Source organism: Streptomyces sp. MMS24-W38, assembly GCF_059889265.1.
The window spans coordinates 4,159,760-4,179,745 of sequence record NZ_JCBCPP010000001.1 but is presented as its reverse complement, the minus strand read 5'-3'; the positions used below and the strand labels follow the sequence as shown (position 1 = coordinate 4,179,745).

At 70.0% G+C, this 19,986-nt stretch carries 20 protein-coding genes and 2 pseudogenes; 4 read left to right on the top strand and 18 right to left on the bottom strand.

Going from position 1 to position 19,986, the window contains the following annotated elements; genetic code table 11:
• Positions 1-4 precede the first annotated feature (4 nt).
• The 8 genes from AC6F7H_RS17995 to AC6F7H_RS17960 all read right to left on the bottom strand — a co-directional run bounded on the left by AC6F7H_RS17995 (position 5) and on the right by AC6F7H_RS17960 (position 8,507).
• Positions 5-496: a hypothetical protein gene (locus AC6F7H_RS17995; RefSeq protein ID WP_500757972.1), complete on the bottom strand. Its 492-nt coding sequence runs from the start codon at positions 494-496 to the stop codon at positions 5-7.
• Positions 497-582: 86 nt separating this feature from the next.
• Positions 583-2,502, bottom strand: a complete 1,920-nt coding sequence (locus AC6F7H_RS17990; RefSeq protein WP_500757971.1) for an alpha/beta hydrolase — start codon at positions 2,500-2,502, stop codon at positions 583-585.
• Positions 2,503-2,510: 8 nt separating this feature from the next.
• Positions 2,511-3,110 carry a hypothetical protein gene (locus AC6F7H_RS17985; RefSeq protein WP_500757970.1) on the bottom strand — a complete coding sequence of 200 codons (600 nt, stop codon included), beginning with the start codon at positions 3,108-3,110 and terminating at the stop codon, positions 2,511-2,513.
• Between the two features lie 19 nt (positions 3,111-3,129).
• Positions 3,130-4,500 carry a type VII secretion-associated serine protease mycosin gene (mycP, locus tag AC6F7H_RS17980; protein ID WP_500757969.1) on the bottom strand — a complete coding sequence of 457 codons (1,371 nt, stop codon included), beginning with the start codon at positions 4,498-4,500 and terminating at the stop codon, positions 3,130-3,132.
• Between the two features lie 30 nt (positions 4,501-4,530).
• Positions 4,531-6,105, bottom strand: coding sequence for a translation initiation factor IF-2 (locus AC6F7H_RS17975; protein ID WP_500757968.1), 1,575 nt, complete (start codon positions 6,103-6,105; stop codon positions 4,531-4,533).
• The gene (locus AC6F7H_RS17970) at positions 6,105-6,629 is read right to left on the bottom strand and encodes a DUF2563 family protein (protein WP_500757967.1); all 525 of its coding nucleotides are present in this window, start codon (positions 6,627-6,629) and stop codon (positions 6,105-6,107) included. The genes AC6F7H_RS17975 and AC6F7H_RS17970 overlap by 1 nt, the downstream gene beginning before the upstream one ends.
• A 365-nt stretch (positions 6,630-6,994) precedes the next feature.
• On the bottom strand, positions 6,995-7,465 hold the full coding sequence (locus AC6F7H_RS17965; RefSeq protein WP_500757966.1) for a GNAT family N-acetyltransferase: 471 nt from the start codon (positions 7,463-7,465) through the stop codon (positions 6,995-6,997).
• 373 nt (positions 7,466-7,838) lie between these two features.
• On the bottom strand, positions 7,839-8,507 hold the full coding sequence (locus tag AC6F7H_RS17960) for a histidine phosphatase family protein (protein WP_500757965.1): 669 nt from the start codon (positions 8,505-8,507) through the stop codon (positions 7,839-7,841).
• Between the two features lie 165 nt (positions 8,508-8,672).
• Here AC6F7H_RS17960 and AC6F7H_RS17955 point away from each other — a divergent pair, with 165 nt between their 5' ends.
• Positions 8,673-8,888, top strand: a complete 216-nt coding sequence (locus AC6F7H_RS17955; RefSeq protein ID WP_500757964.1) for a hypothetical protein — start codon at positions 8,673-8,675, stop codon at positions 8,886-8,888.
• 158 nt (positions 8,889-9,046) lie between these two features.
• Positions 9,047-9,532: a carboxymuconolactone decarboxylase family protein gene (locus AC6F7H_RS17950; RefSeq protein ID WP_500757963.1), complete on the top strand. Its 486-nt coding sequence runs from the start codon at positions 9,047-9,049 to the stop codon at positions 9,530-9,532.
• 234 nt (positions 9,533-9,766) lie between these two features.
• On the opposite strand, the gene AC6F7H_RS17945 is transcribed toward AC6F7H_RS17950, so the two are convergent.
• From AC6F7H_RS17945 to AC6F7H_RS17910, 8 genes and pseudogenes are all read right to left on the bottom strand, one after another.
• Positions 9,767-10,639: an urea transporter gene (locus tag AC6F7H_RS17945; RefSeq protein ID WP_500757962.1), complete on the bottom strand. Its 873-nt coding sequence runs from the start codon at positions 10,637-10,639 to the stop codon at positions 9,767-9,769.
• Positions 10,636-11,412, bottom strand: coding sequence for an urease accessory protein UreD (locus tag AC6F7H_RS17940; RefSeq protein WP_500757961.1), 777 nt, complete (start codon positions 11,410-11,412; stop codon positions 10,636-10,638). Before AC6F7H_RS17940 ends, AC6F7H_RS17945 begins: the two co-directional genes overlap by 4 nt.
• Positions 11,409-12,119: an urease accessory protein UreG gene (gene ureG, locus AC6F7H_RS17935; RefSeq protein ID WP_500757960.1), complete on the bottom strand. Its 711-nt coding sequence runs from the start codon at positions 12,117-12,119 to the stop codon at positions 11,409-11,411. Before ureG ends, AC6F7H_RS17940 begins: the two co-directional genes overlap by 4 nt.
• The gene (locus AC6F7H_RS17930; RefSeq protein ID WP_500757959.1) at positions 12,109-12,804 is read right to left on the bottom strand and encodes an urease accessory protein UreF; all 696 of its coding nucleotides are present in this window, start codon (positions 12,802-12,804) and stop codon (positions 12,109-12,111) included. The genes ureG and AC6F7H_RS17930 overlap by 11 nt, the downstream gene beginning before the upstream one ends.
• 2 nt (positions 12,805-12,806) lie before the next feature.
• Entirely contained in the window at positions 12,807-14,546 is a 1,740-nt protein-coding gene (locus AC6F7H_RS17925) for an urease subunit alpha (protein WP_500757958.1), read from the bottom strand.
• Positions 14,543-14,908 carry an urease subunit beta gene (locus AC6F7H_RS17920; RefSeq protein ID WP_500757957.1) on the bottom strand — a complete coding sequence of 122 codons (366 nt, stop codon included), beginning with the start codon at positions 14,906-14,908 and terminating at the stop codon, positions 14,543-14,545. The genes AC6F7H_RS17925 and AC6F7H_RS17920 overlap by 4 nt, the downstream gene beginning before the upstream one ends.
• 8 nt (positions 14,909-14,916) lie before the next feature.
• A complete protein-coding gene (locus AC6F7H_RS17915; protein ID WP_500757956.1) occupies positions 14,917-15,219 on the bottom strand; it encodes an urease subunit gamma in 303 nt (100 codons plus the stop codon).
• A 203-nt stretch (positions 15,220-15,422) separates the two neighbouring features.
• Positions 15,423-15,611, bottom strand: a pseudogene (locus tag AC6F7H_RS17910) (DUF2267 domain-containing protein); the annotation flags it as partial.
• 154 nt (positions 15,612-15,765) lie between these two features.
• Between AC6F7H_RS17910 and AC6F7H_RS17905 the strand changes: the two are divergent.
• Entirely contained in the window at positions 15,766-16,068 is a 303-nt protein-coding gene (locus tag AC6F7H_RS17905; RefSeq protein WP_500757955.1) for a hypothetical protein, read from the top strand.
• Positions 16,069-16,100: 32 nt separating this feature from the next.
• On the opposite strand, the gene AC6F7H_RS17900 is transcribed toward AC6F7H_RS17905, so the two are convergent.
• Positions 16,101-17,483: a DUF445 domain-containing protein gene (locus AC6F7H_RS17900; RefSeq protein ID WP_500757954.1), complete on the bottom strand. Its 1,383-nt coding sequence runs from the start codon at positions 17,481-17,483 to the stop codon at positions 16,101-16,103.
• A gap of 223 nt (positions 17,484-17,706) precedes the next feature.
• On the opposite strand from AC6F7H_RS17900, the gene AC6F7H_RS17895 reads away from it, so the two are divergent.
• Positions 17,707-19,074, top strand: coding sequence for an SGNH/GDSL hydrolase family protein (locus tag AC6F7H_RS17895; RefSeq protein WP_500757953.1), 1,368 nt, complete (start codon positions 17,707-17,709; stop codon positions 19,072-19,074).
• A gap of 214 nt (positions 19,075-19,288) precedes the next feature.
• On the opposite strand, the pseudogene AC6F7H_RS17890 reads toward AC6F7H_RS17895, so the two are convergent.
• Positions 19,289-19,969: pseudogene (locus tag AC6F7H_RS17890) on the bottom strand (DUF1707 SHOCT-like domain-containing protein); the annotation flags it as partial.
• Positions 19,970-19,986: the final 17 nt, after the last annotated feature.

Below are 19,986 nucleotides of genomic sequence, written 5' to 3'. Positions count from 1 at the left end.
CGGTTCAACCTTCGCTCGCCGGTGTCGTTGGTGAAGTGGAGGAAATCGGGCTGGTTGCCGACCAGAAGTCAGATCGGACGTTGGGGTCCGGGATAGATTTTCCTACATAATTGGGGCCGACCGTATCTGCTGTCGGCGGCGACACCGAGGACTTGGCGACGCACGGTGTGGCCACCTCGAAGAAGGCTTGGCCATTGCCGCCGATGAGAAGGCGCACACGGAATTGATCGGGTGTCTCGAAATATGTCGCAGGGCTCTTGGCGCTCTGGTTGGCACCGAGCTGTCGATACCCTTCGGATTTCCAATAGCGTTCCACCACCCCGAGGAAACTCCCTCTGCGTTCCGGGGAGATGATGGTCATCACCACGCGACGCCGTGACACGTCACAACTGCCCTCGGTTGATTTTCCGTGGGTCCAGTGGACGGCGGGCTCGATGGCAGCGAACGTCCCGTCCAGGATCTTGTCAGCGCGTTCCGCCGCTTCCTGCATGTCCATCTTCGGCTTCCCTTCGTCCGACGGCTCCGAAGTGCCACATCCCGCCAAAAGCAGAACTCCTGCCAGAATTGCAGTTCTGACGCTCCTCATCGCGACTGTTCCAAGCTGATTTCATCGGAATTCCCAACCACGATTTTTGCAATATTGTCGGCTGACATCTGATCCTTTGCGGGGGTGAAATACTGCGAATGCGCGTCAACTCCGCCCTGGACTACAGTAGGGCCATCGTCGACCAAGAAGCGTGTGGCCCCAAACTCCTTGTTTGCCGGGTCGGTCCCGAACCAGATCTGACTGGGGTCGGTCTGTTGATCCTGAGCCATATAGCCTGCTACGCCGCCCACGACCGCGCCGACTGCACCGCCGGCGAATCCTCCCACGGGGCCGCCCATCCCCAGGCCCAAAACCAATCCCGCCGATCCGCCACCAGCAGCCCCGGCGCCCATGCCACTGGCCTCGTTGCGATTGGGAAGCTTAGTGACGATGTCGTTGTCTGCGGCCCCGACAAACACGTGGTCCTTGCCGACGTTCAGATCGTCAGCGGTCTTTGCGCCAGTCCCAGGGCTGCCGACAAGGATGATGTCATCGGCTCCGGGGATGCCGCCCTTCTCTTGAGCGGACAAACCAACGGTGAGGGAGCCGTAGGAGTGCCCAATAGCCGTAATGTGCGGATCCGCATTCTCGTTCGTCGCCGAGATTCCTGCCATGAAGCTGTTGTACGCAGGAGCGCCAGCCTCGGCATTATCCCTGTACATGACGTCTGTGTTGGCGGCGAGATCCGTCGGAGAGAGCTGAGGCGCATCGTAGCCGAGCCAGACGATCGACGCAGTCGAGCTGTGAGGGTCGACCTCGCTGGCACCGAGGGCCGTGTCCTGGGCTCGCTTCATCGTGCCGCCGGCGAATTCACCGTCCAGCTTCGTTCCGAGCCCTGGGACGTAAGCCGAGACGTTCTCCGCGGTGTCGGGATTTCCGTAGGACACGATCGCCCGCCCGTTGCCTTCGTCTCCGATGCCAAGGAGATACATCGGAGGCACACTTCTTTCCTGTAGCTTCTCTTGGATCCCCTTCAGCCCGCCCAACATCGTCTTCGATTTCTCGTCATCCTGCTCCGAGAGTTTTCCGATGAGGAGCTGGATGTTCTCCCGGTTCGCCTCGTCCCGTGTCGTGGCTGGGATGCCGTCCAGGTTTCCGATCACGTCCGGGTAGACCGCCAGGTATTCATCCCGCTGTTCCGGCGTGAGGTGGTCCCACCAGTCCTTGCGAGCGGCAGGGGACTTGTCGAGGGGGATGTCGTCTTTCAGGTACTCCGCTGCGGCAGTGCCCACGGCCTTGGTGTCGGCGGCAGCGTCGGCCCAGGTCTTCGCGTCGACCTTCAGCCCCGGTGCCGCTTTGAGCTTGTTCAGCGCCCTGCTGTACCGCTCGTCGATCTCCCCGGCCTCGCGCAGGGCGTGGGCGATGCGGTCGGCGATGTCCCGGGCCTTCGTCGAGTGTGGGTTCCCGCGGTGCGGGTCGATGTCACTGGTGCCCGTACCCGGTGTGTACAACCCGTTGCTGTCAGGGCCGTGGAGCCTCCTGTTGCCGGGGACCAGCATGCCGTTGTTGCCCACGGCCGTGCCGCCGGGAATCTTGTCCCCGGTCAGCTCGTTCTTACCGCCGGCGGGATAGGTGACGTCGCCGTTCGCGCTGACGGGGTACTCCAGGGCTGCCGCATCCTCCAGTGCCTCCAACAGGCGGCCTCTGGGGGCGGCGATTTCGGATGAGAAGCCGTTGAGGGCTCCGCTGACCAGGCCGCACTCGACCTGGGTGTAGTGGAAGTTGTCCGAAAGCTTCTTCAGCTGCTTCTGCGCCGCGTCCGCGGCCTCCCCCTTGTTGGCCTTCCGCATGGCCTTGGTGATCTGTTGACCGATGCTCTCCCTGGCCGCATCAGCCATGTCGCTCACCGCCCGGTACCCGTCCGCCGCCTCCGCGTACTCGGACGGCTTGAGTGTCCTGAGCGTCTTGAGGTCCATGCCGTGGCTCACCGCCCCTTGCCGTCGGCACCGGACGCTTCCCTGGAGCCGACCGTCAGTCTGGCGATCTCGGCCTTGATGGCCTCGTCGGTCCTCAGCAGGTCATTGCCCGTCTTCTCCAGCACTTCGGCGAGCCCGTCGCAGAGCTCGCTGATGTCCTTCGCCCGGCGCTCCCACGAGTCGTACACGCCCTGCTGCGCCGCCACGGTCAGGCACCCGGACCCCTTGTCGAGCCCCGTCTGGCCGTCCGCCAGCTTCGTCAGCGCCTTGCCGATGTTCTTCCGGAGGTCACCGACGCCTTCCCCCGCCTTGGACCACACGATCTTGTCCGACCTCAACCCGCCGGAAGGAGGACCATGAACACCATTCGTGCTGCCGCTGGTGCCGCCCTGGTCGGCCGGTAACCGGTTGAGCTGCATCTGCGTGGACTGCCGATCGGCCGCTGCGGTCTTGAGCTGCTCCCACTCCTCCCACGCCATACGCGGTTCCTCCCGTTTCCTGTCACTCGCTGCCGAGCGGATATGGATGTGCGCCCGCAACGCAGTGGTTGTGGTCGAGACGAACGGTAACGGCCCGTCATCATGCGCCTCATCCGTATCGGCCACCACTGCGTCTGAGTAGCTGTACTCAGACGGGACCAGGCCCTTGACCGGGCCGGATGACGCTGCCCGGCGCCTCCGGAGGAGTAGGCGGAGGCGCCGTGAACCCCGCTGCCGGGTAGGGGAACTGGCCTGGGACGGGGGCGGGTGTCGGGAGGGAGGCTGCCGGTGTCCGGCGCCTGCGGACGACGATGGCGACCGCGATGGCCGCTGCGAGGAGTACGGCCGCACCGATGCCCAGCGTTGTCCAGAGGGTACCGTCGTCCGTGGACACCGCGGAGTCCGTCGTGGCGGTGTCCTCATCCGTGACCGGAGCGCCTGCCCCGGGGGTGCCAGAAGGCCGGGGGGAGGGAGACTTCGGCTCGGCGTCCGCGAGGTCGGGGAGCGGGTAGACGTCGGCGGGCCCCGGGTCGCCGGGGTTCTGCAGGGCGATGCGGGGGCGGACGATGCCGTAGCCGATGGAGTCGTTGCGCTTGGCGCCGTCGGTGGGGCCGCCGATGGTGTTGAGCATGACGCGCAGGACCTGGTTGTTGGTCCAGTCCGGATGCACCGACCAGATCAAAGCGGCGCTGGCCGAGGCGAGGGCGGTGGCGTCGCTGGTGCCGTGAGACCGACAGAGGCCGGTCTCGCTCCCGCAGGCGGCCACCATGTCCTCCCCCGGAGCGGCCATGTCGACCTGCGGACCGTACTCGGACTCGGCGGTCCTGCGCAGGTCCTTGCCCACCGCCGCTACACCGACCACTCCCGGAGTGGCAGCGGGGTACATCACCTCGTTGGCCTTGTCACCGTCGTTTCCGACGCCGGCGAAAATCAAGGATCCCTTGTCGAGTGCGTACTTGACCGCTGCGGTCACCTGTGGGGAATCTTCTGTAACACCCTGGGAGATGTTGATGGCCTTTGCGCCTGTATCAGCGGCGTAGCGGATCGCCGGGGCAACAGCCTTGTTGAAGCGTGCGTTTCCCTCCGCCATGTTGGCAGCCGTACCGCCCTTGGGCAGCCGGATCGGGAGAATCTTCGCGCCGGGGGCGAGTCCGAAGGCTCCGTTGCCTCCGCCGTACGCGCCGGTCCCCGCGATCAGGCCGGCCATGCCCGTGCCATGGCCGTCGTAGTCGGTGTGCTCATCGCCCGGTTGGTCCGGCGCGAGGTCCTTGCCGGGCAGGACGCGTCCCTTCAGGTCGGGATTGTTCGGGTCGACACCGCTGTCGATGACGGCGACCGTGACACCCTCGCCGGTGCTGGTCTGCCACATCTGCTCGGCCTTCATCGCGTCCAGGAACCACTGCTTCTCACGCGTCGACTCCGCGTGGGCCGTCGTGCCCGCGGCGGTGACCAGCAGCAGGCCGAGGACCGCCGAAGCCGCGGCACGGCGGCCCTTGTGCCTAGTGCTGCTGGTACGCATGGACTTCGCTCTCTTTCGTTCCTGGACACATCAGTCGATGACCGGCGGTACGGCGCGGAGGCCGCCCTGCCGCCGGGTCTCCTCATCCTCCGCCGCGCCGTGCGGGCGCCCGCGGCTGCTGCCCGCGTTCGGCGAAGGCGCCGGCCGAGAGGCACGCGTTCCGCCGACACCACGGCCACCACTCTGGCGCGTCGCGCTGGGCGTGCCGCCCACGATGCCGCGGCCCGCCGTGGCCGAACTCGCTGTGGCACCTGGGCTGCCAGGACCGGACATCACCGTCCCCGCACGCCCCGGCTGCTGCGGAAAGCCGCTGACGGCACCGTCATGGGGCAACGGACGGCCGCCGACGACGCCCCGGTTCGAGACCCTGGGTCGTTGGCCGGGAACCTGGCTCTGCTGCCCCATCGCACGGCCGACCGGACTCGTCGGTCCTGTGGTCGGACCCACCGGGCCGCGTGGTGCGTCCGCACCCTCCCCGCCCACGACCACACCGCGCGGGATGGCCCCCGTGGGCCTGCCCGCGGGGGGTGCGACGGAACGGCCGCCGACAATACCGCTGCTGCCGTCAGCACCTGGCGGCATGCGCACGGGATTCGACACGGACCCCTGGCCAGGTGGGAAGGGGGCACGGCCAACTCCTGGTGCCCGTCCCTGCCCTGCCTGGTTGTTGACGGGAGCGCCTCCGCCTCTACCGAACACGGAAGAGATCAAGCCGGTCTGCGGAGTCGTACCGCCCTTCACCTGCTCCGGGCCGGACAGGTCGCCTGCCGCAGTTGTCGGAGACGGCGGACTGTGGGGTAGCGCGGCCACGGAGTCGATGCCCATCCGCGTGGGCTGCTCCACATCCACCTGTACATGGCGTTCAGACGATGCCGCACCTGAGGACTGCCGCAGGTCGGAAGCACCGGAGGAACCCTCTCGAGCGTGCGCCGGGTTTGCGGAGGAGACAGCACCAAAGGACGAGGTCCCTGCTGGGGAACCACCAGCACGAGCCTCAGCCGTGGCGCCGTGAAACTCGTCGCTGCCATCCGGCACGAACGCCTTGGGCGGCGGTGGGAACTTCGGGCGTTCCAGCGCGTTCAGCTGTGTGGCCGACCACGCATACGTCTGTCCCAGCTTCCGCATCTGTGCCGCTGCCTGCTGGCGCACCTTCTCCTTGTTCGCCGCCAGCGCCTCGAGCTCGCTCGCGGACTTGGCGCCCACCGCTGCGGCGTCCGGGTCGTTGCGTGCCGCCCGCGCCGCGTCCAGGTTCGCCTGTGCGCTCTCGGCGTCACGTGGGATCGACGCCTGCGCCTGGGCGATCGCTCCGGAGGTCTCCGCCAGCCACTTCGCCGCGTGCTCGCTGAAGTCGCCGAGGCGCAGCGTGGAGTTGGCCAGATCACCGCTCCAGGTGCGGAAAGCGTCCGCGCCCTTGCCCTTCCATTCCACCCACTGCGGGCGGACCTTCAGGTCCTCAGCAATCTTGTGGATCTCCTTGGCCGCGGCGATCAGCCGGTCGGCGGCAGCCTGCACCGTCCCCGCGTTCGCCTGATCCAGCCACGCCAGCATCTGCTCGTGGCTCATGTCCTCGAAGGACGTTCCGCCACCGGGTCCCTTCTCCGGCATCAGATCGATCCTCCGGCGTCGCCGCCCACCGACGTCCGGCCACCCACGCCCGGGCCCTGCTGCAGGAGGCCGGGATCGTAACTGCCGCCGTAGTGCTCCGTGGTCTCCGCGCTGATCGCCGCCATACGGTCCCGGACGTCCAGGTCGATGTTCTGGTAGCCCTTGTGCGAGGCCAGCACGGCGATGTTCATGCCCTCCATGGAGTCCGACAGCAGCTTCGACAGCGTCTCCAGTTCGCCGATCACCGTCTCGTACGCGGTGAACAGCCCGGCCGCCTCCGCCCATGCCCCGTCTCCGCCGCCGAACTGGTGGCGTACGAGCTGCTCCTGGGCCACCTCGTCCGGAGCTGCCGCCGAGCCCTTCAAGTCGCGGATGAGGTCGTCGACGCGCTTGCGGAACGCCGTGAACGACGACAACTCGGCGGCCAGGTCGGCCTGCGCGGAAAGCGCCCCCGCCGCCGGACCGAACGGGGCCGACGCCCATGACGACAGACCCGGACCCGAACCGCCCTCGCTCGGTAACACAGCACCCTCCCCATACCTCTTGAACAACCGGACATCCCAAGCCGCACCGAGAACTCTAACCACCGGCAGTGACGATCCACGTCCGCCCCGTCGCGGAGAGCGATCGAGATCGGGCCACCCCGGGGTCACTCGGCCCGCCCCCCGGGGCCCGGTAGCTCATCGAGCACGAGACCATCCAACACCGAAGCGTGATCAGACACATGAGCACCTGTACTCGGATGGCTTCTCGAAAGCGGGTGTGACTGCTCCGGGTTCGGTAGAGGTCGAGGCACCGGGCACCCTGCCCGACGAGAGAGGTGGGACTGGACGGGCACGGGCCGAGCCCGGGACGGGTGCGTGGGGGCGCCCGTCCCGGAGCGGTCGGTTCAGAGCTCCCGGTAGTAGACGGTCACCGGGAGCGGGGTGCAGCCGAGTTTCTCGTACAGGGCTCTGGCGGGTGTGTGGAAGGGGTCTCCTCCGGTGCCGCTCTCGACCACTTCGGCTCCGAGGGACCGCATCTGTTCGAAGGCGTGCTCGCACAGGGCGGTGCCCACCTGGTGCCGGCGGTGCTCGGCGGACACGGCGAGGTGCGTGACACTGCCGTTCCTGCGCGCCGGGTCGACGGTCCAGGCCACGTAGCCCGTGATGCCGTCCTCGGTCTCGGCGACCGCGACGTACGCGTGCCGTTCGGGTGCGTGGAGTTCGACGACCTGCTCGCGGTAGTCGCCGTGTTGGTTGGCGAAGACGACCTCGCCCACCAAGGGGCGGAAGGAGTCCTCGTAGAACGGCCGGAACGTCTCGATGGTCAGTTCGGTGAGTGGCGTCAAGTCGCCGTGAAGGAACGCGCGGATGCGCATGGGAGTGTGCCTTTCGGGGCTGAGGGCTTGATACCCGGAGATGCCCGGGGATACCGGGGGATGCCCGGGAGAAGAGAAGGCATCGGTCGGCCCGCTCCCTGCCGATCGCGGTCGGATCGGCGGTGAGCAGGGCCCTCAGCGGCGGGTACGCCAGGCGGCACAACACTCCATGGCCGCAGCGTAGCGTCCGGGCACCCCTGCGTGCACCCGGGATTCGCTCTCGGCGCGGGGCGGCCGGATCGCTGCCCGGCACGGCGGTCGCCGTCGACCGGGCCACCTCGCCGCCGTCTTCGGGCGCGAGGTGGCGGTCCTGGAGTGGCGGGGGGGCACCGCGCGCCCGGCGGCGGCGATACCCGAGCGTGCGCCCGGTCGGCTAACCCTGGGCGTCCTCGACGGCTTCCCCCGCGGGACCGCTGGCGTCCGGGCCGCTGTCCTCGGGACCGATGGAGTGCTCTTCCCAGCGGTGCGCCCACCAGCCTTCGCCGGGGGCACCGGAGAGGATGACGACTCCGGTGTTCCGCAGCGCGTGCGCGGAGGCGAAGTCGACGTCGACGTTCTCCGCCCGGGCCGCCACCCACATGCGGATCGCGGCGCCGTGGCTGACCATGGCCACGGTCCCGGCCCCGGTGGCCGCGGCCTCCTCCACGACGGCGTCGTACCGCCCCAGGGCCTCCACCCCGTTCTCGCCGCCCGGCATCCGGAGTTCGGTGTCCCCGGCCGACCAGGCGAAGGCCGTGGTCAGGTAGGTCTCGGCGGCCTCGGCGTCCCCTCGCATCTCCAGGTCGCCGGCGGACAGCTCCCGGATGCCGTCGCGCACCCGGACCTCCAGTCCCGTCCGGGTGGCCAGCGGTGCCGCGGTGAGCTGGGTGCGCAGCAGGGTGGAGGCGTAGAGGGCGTCGATCCTCTCCTCCGCCAGCGCGTCCGGGAGGGCGGCCGCCTGCTCCTGTCCCAGCGGGGTCAGCCCGGGGCCGGGTTCTGCCGTGTCCAGCAGGTGCTTGAGGTTGGAAGGGGTCTGGCCGTGGCGTATGAGCAGGAGGCGCATGTTCGGTTCTGTCTCCGTGAAGCCGGGGGTCGGTCTTCCACTCTGCCACTCCACTTGTCTCCGTCTCGGGTCGCCGTCTGCGGAGCGGCTGGCCATGCTGGTGCTGGGAGCGGCCTGCTTCCCGGCGGCCTTCCCAGCTACCTTCCCAGCGACAAGGAGCACGGCATGTCCACGGACACGGTCGGACGATTCCTGACGGCTCTGGACCCGGACCACCGGGAAGCCGTCAGCGCCAAACCGCGCGAGGAGCAGGAACAGCTCGCGGCGGCCTGGGAGCGGGAGCTGGAGAGCGACACCGAGCTCGACTCCCTCGACGAGCTGTCCCCGGCGGCGGCGGAAGCCGAGGCGGCCCGCCGCGTCCTGGCCCGCGAGACGGGCTGATCCCGACGGCGTCCCGCGCGCCGGACACCGGCCCTCGCGGATGTGTGACATCCATGAGCCATGGCGCGTGTCACACGGCCGACCTGTCACAGGGAGCGGGGCGCCGGCGTCTCGTGTTCGTCCAGTGCACCACCACGAACACGAGTGAGGACGACGTCATGGACGCCCGTTTCAACATGTTCGACAACGAGATCTCCCTTAAGTTCGCCAAGCGGTTCGCCGGCGCCGCTCTGGTGGTCCAGCAGTCGCCGCTGCCGAAGTCCACGCAGGAGCTGGTGTCACTGCGCGCCAGCCAGATCAACGGCTGCGGTCACTGCGTCGACATGCACACCAAGGAGGCGGCGGCCGCCGGTGAGAGCGCGGTCCGGCTCCACCTGGTCGCCGCCTGGCGCGAGTCCACCGTGTTCACCGACGCCGAGCGGGCCGCGCTGGCCCTCGCCGAGGAGGGCACCCGGCTCGCCGACGCCCACCAGGGGGTGTCCGACGAGACCTGGGCCCAGGTGCGCAAGCACTACGACGACGACCAGGTAGCCGCGCTGGTCGCCCTGGTCGCGCTGATCAACGCGGCCAACCGGCTCGCCGTGATCGTGCATCTGAAGGGCGGTTCCTACGAGCCCGGCATGTTCGCCGCCGCGGTCGGCTGACGCCGACCGACCGGCAGGCGGATCCGGCCCGCCCGGCCCGTGATCATGCGATCCGGGCCGGGCCAACGGCTCACGTGCCGCCCGGACGGCGAGCCGGCGAAGCGGAAGCCACCACGCCGGTCCCGACCCTGCTCAGCTCACTTGGTGTCCGCCGGGGCAGCGGGTCCCGCCTCCTGGGCGCGCGTGCACCACGCCAACGGCGACTACGGCATCACCGAGCCGACTTGCGCTCGGTTACCTCTCGCGCTCCGAGCGAGCGCGCCAGAGGTCGGCACACCACATCGCCAGCACGAAGGGAAACGTGGCCGGAGTGAGTCCGACCGCCTCGATCCCGGCCTGCAACAGCAGCACGGCGGGAACGGCGAGGACGCACGCCCGCCATCCTCTGCCGGTGCTGAGCATGCCCACCGTGACGAGCACGGCGTTGAAGCCGTAGACGCCGGTGGTGATCTCGTCGGCCGGGAACAGCGGAACTCCCTGCACGATTCCGTACGTCACCAGTGCGGCCGCGAGGGCTCCCACTGCCAGGGTCCACCGTGAAACCGCGAGTCCGGCGAGGACGAACAGGCCCGGCAGCAGACCCGTCACGAGGAAGACCTCGGCCGCGCTGGCGAAGACGCCCAGCCCGAGCACCGGATGGGCCGGTGGCGCCGAAGGCCAGTGCCTGGACTCATGCAGGTACTCCAGTAGCCAGTACGTGAACACGAAGGGCGCGGTGTAGGCCGGTACGCGCAGAAAGTACCGGGCGACGTGCGTGAGCAGCGTGGCCACCACCGCGCCCCCCGCAGCGACGAATGCGGTGAGCCACAGTGGACGGAACGAGCCTGCGGCTCCCAGGGCGACCAGGACGGCGTTGAAGCCGTAGAGTCCCTGTCCGATCCGCTCGGCCGGTACCCGCAACAGCACGGCGGTGGCGATCCCGACCGCGCTTCCGAGCAGTGCCCCCATCCCTGCGACCGGGCCAAAGACGAACAGCCCCGCCAGAAACAGCACACCGGTGAGCGTGTTGTTCTGCAGGTACACCTGCGCGACTCCGCGAAAGATCCCCCGCAGTGCTTCGGGGCCGAGGGCATTGCGGTGTTCCGGTGGGGGCGTCTTCGTGCTCACCAGTGCTCCTCCGTGAGCTCCTTCCCGTCCGGGTGCGTCCGAAGGGCTTCGGTCAGCCGGTATCGCGCGGTCACCGCGTCAAAAGCCAGGGCGGTGGCCGTCGCCCCGCCGGCGGCCAGCGGGGTCAACGACCACCACTCGCCGCTCGTCGGCGCCACCGGGTCGTTCTTCCAGACCACGGATTCGGTGGCCACGACCCGCGCCCCGGCGAGATAGCCGGCACTGGCCTCCAGACGGGGGTTTCCGAGTTCGAGCGTCTGCCGCACCAGCGGTACTTCCCCGCGCGTGACGTGCGTGCTGGTCCGCAGCACACCGGGACGCTCATTGCTGCGTCCGAGTACCAGCATCTCGCGGCAGCGCATGAGCGCGTCCTGCGCCAGCTCCGCCCGGAACTCGGCCTCATGCTCGGCACGAGCGGTCACCACGGTGTGTTCCGGCAGGTATTCGAGGGTGCCGCCCTCGGCGACCTCGACATGCACGGTGCTGCGGCTGCCGCCCCGGCGGTGGCCGGGCAGCACCAGTGTGGCGGCGACACCGCGCAGCAGCAGGCGCGCGCCCGCTCCGACCCGCACCCGCAGGTCCAGCTCGTCTCCGCCGAGTGGGGACGTCACCGAGTTGACCAGGTGCACCACCGCCCGATCCGTCGGTCCCGCGGCAGGTCGGACGGCCCCGCGCCGGGGCATCAGGGTCAGCGGCGAGGCCGAGGTCAGCTCCCGGACGACGCTGCGGCCCCGCGAGTCGAGCTCCACGGTCAGGCGCGCGCGGGCCTTCATCGCGCCAACTGTTCTCGGACCCAGACCGTCACCTCGGGCGCTTCTGGGGTGTCGGTCAGCGATTGGGTGATCACCGGAAGCCCGCCGCGCATCCGGTGCGCGTCGGCGGTCATGACCGCCATGTCCGCACCGACCCGCTCAGCCAGATCGATCTTGTTGATGACCAACAGGTCGGCGGTGGTCACGCCGGGACCGCCCTTGCGCGGCACTTTGTCACCTCCGGCGACGTCCACGACGAAGATCTGGGCGTCGGCCAGCCCGCGGCTGAACACGGCCGTCAGGTTGTCGCCGCCGCTCTCGATCAGGATCAGGCGCAGACCGGAGTGGCGCTGCTCCAGGCGTTCGACGGCGTCGAGGTTGGCCGTGATGTCGTCGCGGATCGCGGTGTGCGGGCAGGCCCCGGTCTGCACGGCCTCGATCCGGTCCGGGTCGAGGACACCGGCACGCCGCAGGAAGTCCGCGTCCTCGGTCGTGTAGATGTCGTTGGTCACCACGGCGAGGTCGACATCGGCGCCGAGGGAGCGGCACAGGGCGGCGACCAGTGCGGTCTTCCCGCTTCCGACCGGACCGCCCAGCCCGATGCGGAGCGGGCGTCCCGCGGTGGGCGCAGAGCCGAAAGGGTCTGGTTCCGGCGCGGTCGGATCGAAGTTCACCGGGTGCCGGTGGTCGTGGTCGTGGTCGTGCTGGCGGCTCCGGTCAGCTGGCAAAGAGTCGCACCTCGTCTCGATGGTGTCGTCGGTGGGCCTGCGCCAGCAGATCGAGCGCGGGAGCGCCCACCGCGGGCAGAGCGGCCGGGTCGTGCCCGGCCACAAAAGCGGCGTACTCGGTGATGCGTTCGAGATCCGGCCCGAGTACGGCCACGGCGGCGTTCGCGGCGAAGGGATCGAGACCCAGCAGCCGCACAGCGGCCGAAGCGGGGCCGCTGACCGACAGGTACGCCGCCACAGCGGCGGCCTCCCGCGGCGTGCCCGCACGCGCGCCCCCCATCAGAGCGCCGATGACAGCCGGGTGGTGTGGTCTCGTGGACACCGCCAGCAACGCGTCGAGCGCTGCCGAGGGCCAGGCGGCACGACCGGCACGCGCGGTCCCGCGCCCCTGCGCGCGGGACGCCTCCCGTTGCGCGGGGGACGGCGTGCGCGCGTCGATCTCGGAGTCCAGCCGCCGCCAGTACCGGCCGTCGACCCCCGCGTCGGCTGCGTGAGCGGCGGCGGCGGCGAACACCGCGGCCTGGCGACCCACGCTCTGCAGTCGTCCGAACAGGAACTCCCGCAGTCCTGCGGGACCGGTGACAAGACCTCGGTGCACGGCTTCCTCCACCCCGCCCGAGTGCGCGTGGCCACCGCCCGGAAAACGAGCGTCTGCAAGGGCCAGCATGACCAGCGAGCACGACATGGTCAGAACAGGAAGTAGCGTTGCGCCATCGGCAGCTCCGAGACCGGATCCGGTTCGACGAGTTCCCCGTCGATGCGCACCGCGAAACTGTCCGGGTCCACCCGGATCTCCGGGGTGGCGTCGTTGAGCGGCAGGTCGGCCTTGGTGGTTGAACGGGTGCTGGTGACACCGATGAGCCTACGGAACAGCCGCAGCCGTTCGGGGAGCTCGGCGTCCAGCGCTGTCGGGGCGACGAAGTGCACGCTGCTCGCCGCGGCCGGCTTCAGGAACGACCCGAACATCGGACGCGAGAACACCGGCTGCGGTGTGGGGATCGAGGCGTTGGCATCGCCCAGCATGGCCCGCGCGGCGAACCCGCCCTTGAGGACCATCTGGGGCTTGACACCGAAGAACTTCGGTTCCCACAGCACCAGGTCGGCGATCTTGCCGACTTCGACCGACCCGACTGCGTCCTGGATGCCGTGCGTGATCGCCGGGTTGATCGTGTATTTGGCGACGTACCGGCGGGCGCGCATGTTGTCCGCGCGGTTGTCGCCCGGAAGCGAACCCCGATGCCGTTTCATGGTGTGTGCGGTCTGCCAGGTGCGCATGACGACCTCGCCGATGCGCCCCATGGCCTGCCCGTCGGAACTGACCATGGAGATCGCGCCCACGTCGTGCAGCACGTCCTCGGCAGCGATCGTGGTCGGTCGGATACGGCTTTCGGCGAAGGCCAGATCTTCCGGAATCGACGGCTTCAGGTGATGGCACACCATGAGCATGTCGAGGTGCTCGTCGATCGTGTTCACGGTGTGCGGGAGGGTCGGGTTCGTCGACGACGGAAGGATGTGCGGCTCGGAGGCGATCCGGATGATGTCCGGTGCGTGCCCACCGCCTGCGCCCTCGGCGTGGTAGGCGTTGATCGACCGGCCGTTGATGGCCTCCAGGGTGGACTCGAGGAAGCCGGACTCGTTGAGGGTGTCGGTGTGGATCGCGATCTGCACACCGGTTTCCTCGGCGATGCGCAGGGCGTTGTCGATCACCGCGGGGGTGCATCCCCAGTCCTCGTGCAGCTTCAGGCCCCCGGCGCCCCCGCGCAGCTGCTCGGTCAGTGCTTCGCCGCGCATGGTGTTGCCCTTGCCGAGCAGCAGGACGTTCACCGGGACGCCGTCGAGGGCCTGCAGCATACGCCCGATGTTCCAGTCGCCCGGCGTCACCGTGGTCGCCCTGGAGCCGTCTGCCGGCCCGGTACCGCCACCGATCAGTGTCGTCGTTCCCGAAGCCAGCGCGACGTCGATCGATCGGGGATCGATGAAGTGGACGTGGCAGTCGACCGCCCCGGCGGTGAGGATCCGGCCGTTCCCCGTGATGATCTCCGTCGACGGACCGATCACCAGCGCCGGATCGATGCCGTCGGCGGCGTTCGGGTTGCCTGCCTTGCCGATGCCGACGATGCGTCCGTCGCGGATGCCGACGTCGGCCTTGACCACCCCCCAGTGGTCCAGGATCACAGCGCCGGTGATGACCACGTCCGCCGTGCCCTCGGCGCGGATCGCCATCGACTGCCCCATCGACTCGCGGACCACCTTGCCGCCGCCGAACACGGACTCGTCACCGGAACCGTGCGGCCCCAGGCAGCGATCCTCGGTGACCTCGATGAACAGGTCGGTGTCGGCCAGGCGTACCCGGTCACCGGTACTGGGGCCGAACAACTCGACGTAACGTGCACGGTCGATCCGCGGTGTGTTCTCGTCCGAGGTCATCGGTGCCCTTCACCCCTGCCTCCATAGACGAATTCGGTCGGCTGGTGGTCCCGGCTGTCCAGGTCACCGGCCCATTCCAGGCGCAGCCCCCGGATCCTGCGGAGCCCGGCGATGGGGACCAGCATCACCTCCCGCTCGACGCCGGGCTCGAAGCGCACGGCGGTACCGGCCGGAATGTCCAGTCGATGCCCCCACGCGGCCTGACGGTCGAACTCCAGCTCGGGATTGGTGGCGGCGAAGTGATAGTGCGAGCCGACCTGCACCGGCCGGTCCGCGCGGTTCACCACGCGGACCCGCGTGCGGACACGTCCGGGGTTCAACGGCACGGCTTCGTCCGCGGGAATGATCTCTCCTGGCAGCACGGGCCCTCCTAGGCGATCGGCGAGTGGACGGTGACCAGCTTGGTTCCATCCGGGAAGGTCGCCTCGACCTGCACGTCGTCGATCATCTCCGGGACACCGTCCATGACCTGCTCACGTCCGAGAACGCGGCGTCCGCTGGACATCAGCTCCGACACGCTGCGCCCATCACGGGCTCCCTCGACGACGTGCTCGGTGATCAGCGCGATCGCTTCCGGGTAATTCAGCCGCACCCCCCGCTCCAGCCGACTGCGGGCGAGTTGGGCGGCAACGCAAATCAGAAGCTTTTCCTGCTCCTGCGGTGACAGACGCATAGTTCCTTTGTAGTACTGCGAGAGACGATCGCAACTTGAGCTTGGCTCCCACACCGTTGCGTCACTGCCTTCGGCTCGTCAGGGCGAATCTCCGTGAGGCCCCCGAAGGGCTCGGGGCAGTGGCTGTATCCCGTGGTGGGTGAGGTATGCGGAGTGGTCCGGGGCCCGGAGAGAGCGGGCCCCGGAGTCGGCTGCTCGGCCCAGGACAGTTCCGCTCGGCCGAAGAGGAGGGCGTGGCCCGGGGGCAGTTGGTCCAGGATGCGGGTCACCAGGGCGTCACCGACCAGGGGCGGCAGGGCGCCCAGGACCGAGCCGGCGTCCCGGCGGGCGGTGGCCGGGGTCGTGCCCTCGATACGTGTGGCCACCGGGTCGACGAACTCCGCCGCCGTCACTTGACAACCCCGGACCCGACTCACGGCTCCGGCACCCACGGCCCCACTCACGGACTCGGCCCACCCCGGGCGCGGTGCGGCCGGTCCGGGAGTTAGCCTCGGAGTCCTGTGAAGGCTCGCCCTTCAGGCGCGGCAGCAGAAGGCAGGACAGGACATGGCGAAGGTTCCCGGCTCGGTACTGGCCGCGAGTGGACTGGTCGGCGGGTACGGCGTGGCCCGCTGGACGCGGAAGCGGGAGCTGGGCGGGGTCGTGCTCGCCGCCGCCGGGGCCGCCGCCGCGCGGCGGTGGCGGGAGCGGGCCGGAGGGACGGCCGCGGGGGCGCTGTCGGCGGCGTACGTCGCCGCCTTCGCCGGCTCGCATCCGCTCGCGAAGAAGGTCGGCGCCTGGCCGGCGGTGTTCGGAGCGGCGGGGGCGATGGCGCTCGCCTCGTGGGCGGTCGCCGACCGGCGGGGCTGAGTCCGCCGGGCACCACGAGCAGTACCGCGCCCCTACGCCCCCACCACCCGCGCCACCGTGTAGATGGCCAGGCCCGCCAGGGAGCCGACGACCGTGCCGTTGATGCGGATGAACTGGAGGTCGCGGCCGATGTTCGCCTCGATCTTCCTCGTGGTGTGCTCGGGGTCCCAGCTCGCCACGGTGTCCGTGATCAGGGAGGTGATCTCCTTGCGGTAGGTGGTCACGACGTACACCGCGGCGCTCTCCAGCCAGCCGTCGACCTTGCCCTGCATCTTGGGGTCGGCCGCCATGCGCGCGCCCAGCGACAGCAGCGAGGCGCGTACCCGCAGCCGCAGCTCGCTGCGCTCGTCCTCCGCCGCGGAGACGATCATGGAGCGTACGGCGGTCCAGGCGGAGGCGATCAGGTCCTGGACCTCGCCGCGGCCGAGGACCTCGCCCTTGAGGCGTTCGACCCGGGCGCGGGTGTCGGTGTCGGACTGGAGGTCGGAGGCGAAGTCGGCGAGGAAGCGGTCGAGGGCGCCGCGCGCGGGGTGGGTGGGCATGTCGCGCATCTCGGTGATGAAGCGCAGCAGCTCCTTGTAGACGCGTTCGCCGACCTTGCGGTCCACGAACCTCGGGGTCCAGCCGGGGGCCCCGCCGTGCACGGCGTCCATCACGTAGTCGCCGTGCAGCACGAGCCAGTCGTGGGCGCGGGCGACGACGACGTCGACGGCCTTCTTGTGACCGCCGTCGGCGACGATCCTGTCCAGCATCTTGCCCATGCCGGGCGCGATCTCCTGGGCGTTCGCTCGGCGCGTGACGGCCTCGCCGACCACCGCCTGGACGTCGGAGTCGCGCAGCACGGTCAGCGCGCCGCGCAGGGCGGCCGACAGCTCGGCGGTGACCCGGTCGGCGTGTTCGGGCACCGCGAGCCAGGCGCCGAGCCGGCTGCCGATGCCGACGGCGCGCAGCCGCCCGCGGACGACGTCCTCGGAGAGGAAGTTCTCGCCGACGAAGTCGCCCAGGGAGACACCGAGCTGGTCCTTCTTGTTGGGGATGATCGCGGTGTGCGGGATGCGCAGGCCCAGGGGGTAACGGAAGAGGGCGGTCACGGCGAACCAGTCGGCGAGCGCGCCGACCATGCCCGCCTCGGCCGCGGCGGCGACATAGCCCGCCCAGGCGCCGGCGCCCCGGTGGGAGGCCCATTCGGCGAGGACGTACACCACGGCGACGAACAGCAGCAGTCCGGTGGCGGTGAGTTTCATCCGGCGCACTCCGCGCTGCTTCTCCTCGTCCGCCGCGCTGAACGTCGTCATCGCGCGGTTCGTGGCGCCGCCGGGGCCAGGACCCGGAGCGGAGCCGGCACCGGGGCCCGCGCCGGGACCCGCACCGGCGTCCGTGGTGTCCGCCGCCCTCGTCCGCTCGGTCCGTTTCATCCGCTCCACTCGCTCCACCCGCTCCGGCCCGCTGCACCTGTTCGGTGATCCCTCACACATTGTCCCTTCCTGTCCGACTCCCGGAACGGAACAGGAGTTCCCGGCGTCTGTTCAACGGGGGATCCGCAGGAAGTCCTGCCGGGGATCCCCCTCGTCCATGACGCATCATGGGATCGTCCGAACGGAGCCTCGGGCTCCCACCGTCCGAGGAGAACAGAACAGCATGACCCGGGGACGTGACGGGGGCGCGGGGGCGCCGCCCGCGAAGTACCGCGCCCTGCTCGCCGCCATGGTCGCCGCGATCGTGGCCGTTTCCGCCGCCATCTACGTCACGGCTGCCTCCGACGACGGTACGCGACACCGCGGCACCCTCGCCGACGGCCACGGCGCTCCGCAGAACCCGGCCGCACCCGCCTCCACCGGCACCTGGGTCGGCACCTGGGCCGCCTCCCCCGTCGGGGGCGAACCCGGCACCGAGACGACCGGCCTCGCGGGCCGCTCGGTGCGCAACGTCGTGCACACCAGCGTCGGCGGCACCAGCGCCCGGATCACCCTGTCCAACCTCTACGGGCAGTCCCCGCTGACCGTCACCCACGCCTCGATCGCCGTCTCCGCCGGCCGGGGCACCGCGGCGGCGCTCGCCAACACCATGCGGCGGCTCACCTTCGGCGGCCACCCCGCCGTCGTCATCCCGGCCGGCGGCCAGGTGATGAGCGACGCCGTGCGCATCGCCGTCCCGTACGACGGGGACGTCCTGGTCACCACGTACTCCCCCAGCGTCTCCGGACCGGTCACGTACCACCCGCGCGCCCGCCAGATCTCCTACGCCGCCCGCGGCGAGCACACCCGCGACACGGCCGGCGCCGCGTACACCGAGGAGAGCGCCTACTGGCGCTACCTGACCGCGCTGGACGTGCTGAGCAACGAGGCCGACGGCACCGTCGTCGTCCTCGGCGACTCGCTCACCGACGGCGTCACCTCCACCACGGGCGGCAACAACCGCTGGCCGGACGTCCTGTCCGACCGGCTGCGCGCCGCGGCCCGGGCCGGGCGGGACGTGCCGCGCCACGGCGTCGTCAACGAGGGCATCAGCGGCAACCGCGTCCTCGCCGACGGCCTCGGCCGCCCCCCGGAGAACCCCAGCGGCCTGAACCGGTTCGACCGCGACGTCCTCGACCGTACGAACGTCAAGGTCGTCGTCATCGTCCTCGGCGTCAACGACATCCTGCGCGACCGGAACCTCGCCGACCCGGACGCGGTCGTCGGCGGCCTGAACACCCTCGTCGAGCGGGCCCACGTCCGCGGGCTGAAGGTCGTCGGCGCGACCCTGATGCCGTTCGGCGGCCACCGCGGCCACACCGGCCCGCGCGAGGTGGTACGGCAGCAGATCAACGCTCAGATCCGCGCGGGTCGCGTCTTCGACGCCGTCGTCGACTTCGACCGGGCCCTGCGTGACCCGTACGACCCGCGCCGGCTGCGCTCCGACTACGACTCGGGCGACCACCTCCACCCGAGCGACCGGGGGTACGCGCGGATGGCGGAGGTCTTCGACCTGGACGACCTGAAGGGCGGGGCACCGGCCCGGCTGTAGGGAGCGGGCGGCCGCCCGGTGCGGGCGGCGCGGTCCGGCCCGGCGCGGCCCGCTCAGCGGTCACCGTCGCGGCGGGGTTCGCGCTGCTCCTCGCCGTGGCGGCCGTGCAGGGATTCGAAGGAGCCGTACCCGTGCCCGGCCCCGAGGCCTCCGTGGCCCAGGGGTGCCTGACCGGACGAGGAGGGTCGAGCTCGCGGCTGTGTTCCTAGCGGTCCTTGCGTTCCTTGCGTTCCAGCTTCTCGCGGCGGCGCTCCTCGCGCAGCCGCTGCTTCTCCGCCCGGGCCAGCTTGCGCTGGACGCCGACGCCGCCCCAGAAGGCGAACCCCGTGACGATCACCCGCGGGGCCCCCGGATCGCCCGGCTCGCCCTCCTCACTGTGGTCGAAGCCGCCCATGAGGCCGAACCCTCGGACGACGACCTCGACACCTGGCGGGACGATGACGTCCACCCCGCCCATGATCGCGACCGCGTTGATCACGACCTCGCGGTCCGCGAAGTTCGCCTCCCGCAGATCGATCTGCCCGCCGCCCATGAAGGTGAAGCAGTTGAACCGTCGCGGCGCCGTCCAGCGGCCCTTGCGCTGGAACCCCGACATCACGGCGACGGCCCAGGTCGACGTCCCCTCGCTGCCCGGGACCATCCGGTCCGCCCAACTGCCTCCCTGCTCCGGGACCTTGGTCAGGGACACGGCGGGGGCCGTCACGCCCGGGGCGGGCAGATCGCGGGTGATCGGCTCGAGTTCCCGGTAGGTCCGCGCCTTGTACGTCGCCTCCAGCCGCTCCTCGAACTCATCCATGTCGAGGCGCCCCTCCGCGAGCGCGTCCCGCAGGACGTCGGCGACCCGCTCTCGGTCGGCATCGGAGGTGCGGAGGTCCGGGACCGCGTCGTCAGTCATACCCAGCAGCCTACGAG

Coding starts and splice junctions, on each gene's coding strand:
- AC6F7H_RS17905 (WP_500757955.1), top strand. CDS start 15,766: ATGGCGAAGGTTCCCGGCTCGGTACTGGCCGCGAGTGGACTGGTCGGC.
- AC6F7H_RS17995 (WP_500757972.1), bottom strand. CDS start 496: ATGGACATGCAGGAAGCGGCGGAACGCGCTGACAAGATCCTGGACGGG.
- AC6F7H_RS17990 (WP_500757971.1), bottom strand. CDS start 2,502: ATGGACCTCAAGACGCTCAGGACACTCAAGCCGTCCGAGTACGCGGAG.
- AC6F7H_RS17900 (WP_500757954.1), bottom strand. CDS start 17,483: ATGAAACGGACCGAGCGGACGAGGGCGGCGGACACCACGGACGCCGGT.
- AC6F7H_RS17975 (WP_500757968.1), bottom strand. CDS start 6,105: ATGCCGGAGAAGGGACCCGGTGGCGGAACGTCCTTCGAGGACATGAGC.
- AC6F7H_RS17925 (WP_500757958.1), bottom strand. CDS start 14,546: ATGACCTCGGACGAGAACACACCGCGGATCGACCGTGCACGTTACGTC.
- AC6F7H_RS17955 (WP_500757964.1), top strand. CDS start 8,673: ATGTCCACGGACACGGTCGGACGATTCCTGACGGCTCTGGACCCGGAC.
- AC6F7H_RS17965 (WP_500757966.1), bottom strand. CDS start 7,465: ATGCGCATCCGCGCGTTCCTTCACGGCGACTTGACGCCACTCACCGAA.
- AC6F7H_RS17895 (WP_500757953.1), top strand. CDS start 17,707: ATGACCCGGGGACGTGACGGGGGCGCGGGGGCGCCGCCCGCGAAGTAC.
- AC6F7H_RS17960 (WP_500757965.1), bottom strand. CDS start 8,507: ATGCGCCTCCTGCTCATACGCCACGGCCAGACCCCTTCCAACCTCAAG.
- AC6F7H_RS17940 (WP_500757961.1), bottom strand. CDS start 11,412: ATGAAGGCCCGCGCGCGCCTGACCGTGGAGCTCGACTCGCGGGGCCGC.
- AC6F7H_RS17950 (WP_500757963.1), top strand. CDS start 9,047: ATGGACGCCCGTTTCAACATGTTCGACAACGAGATCTCCCTTAAGTTC.
- mycP (WP_500757969.1), bottom strand. CDS start 4,500: ATGCGTACCAGCAGCACTAGGCACAAGGGCCGCCGTGCCGCGGCTTCG.
- AC6F7H_RS17930 (WP_500757959.1), bottom strand. CDS start 12,804: ATGTCGTGCTCGCTGGTCATGCTGGCCCTTGCAGACGCTCGTTTTCCG.
- AC6F7H_RS17915 (WP_500757956.1), bottom strand. CDS start 15,219: ATGCGTCTGTCACCGCAGGAGCAGGAAAAGCTTCTGATTTGCGTTGCC.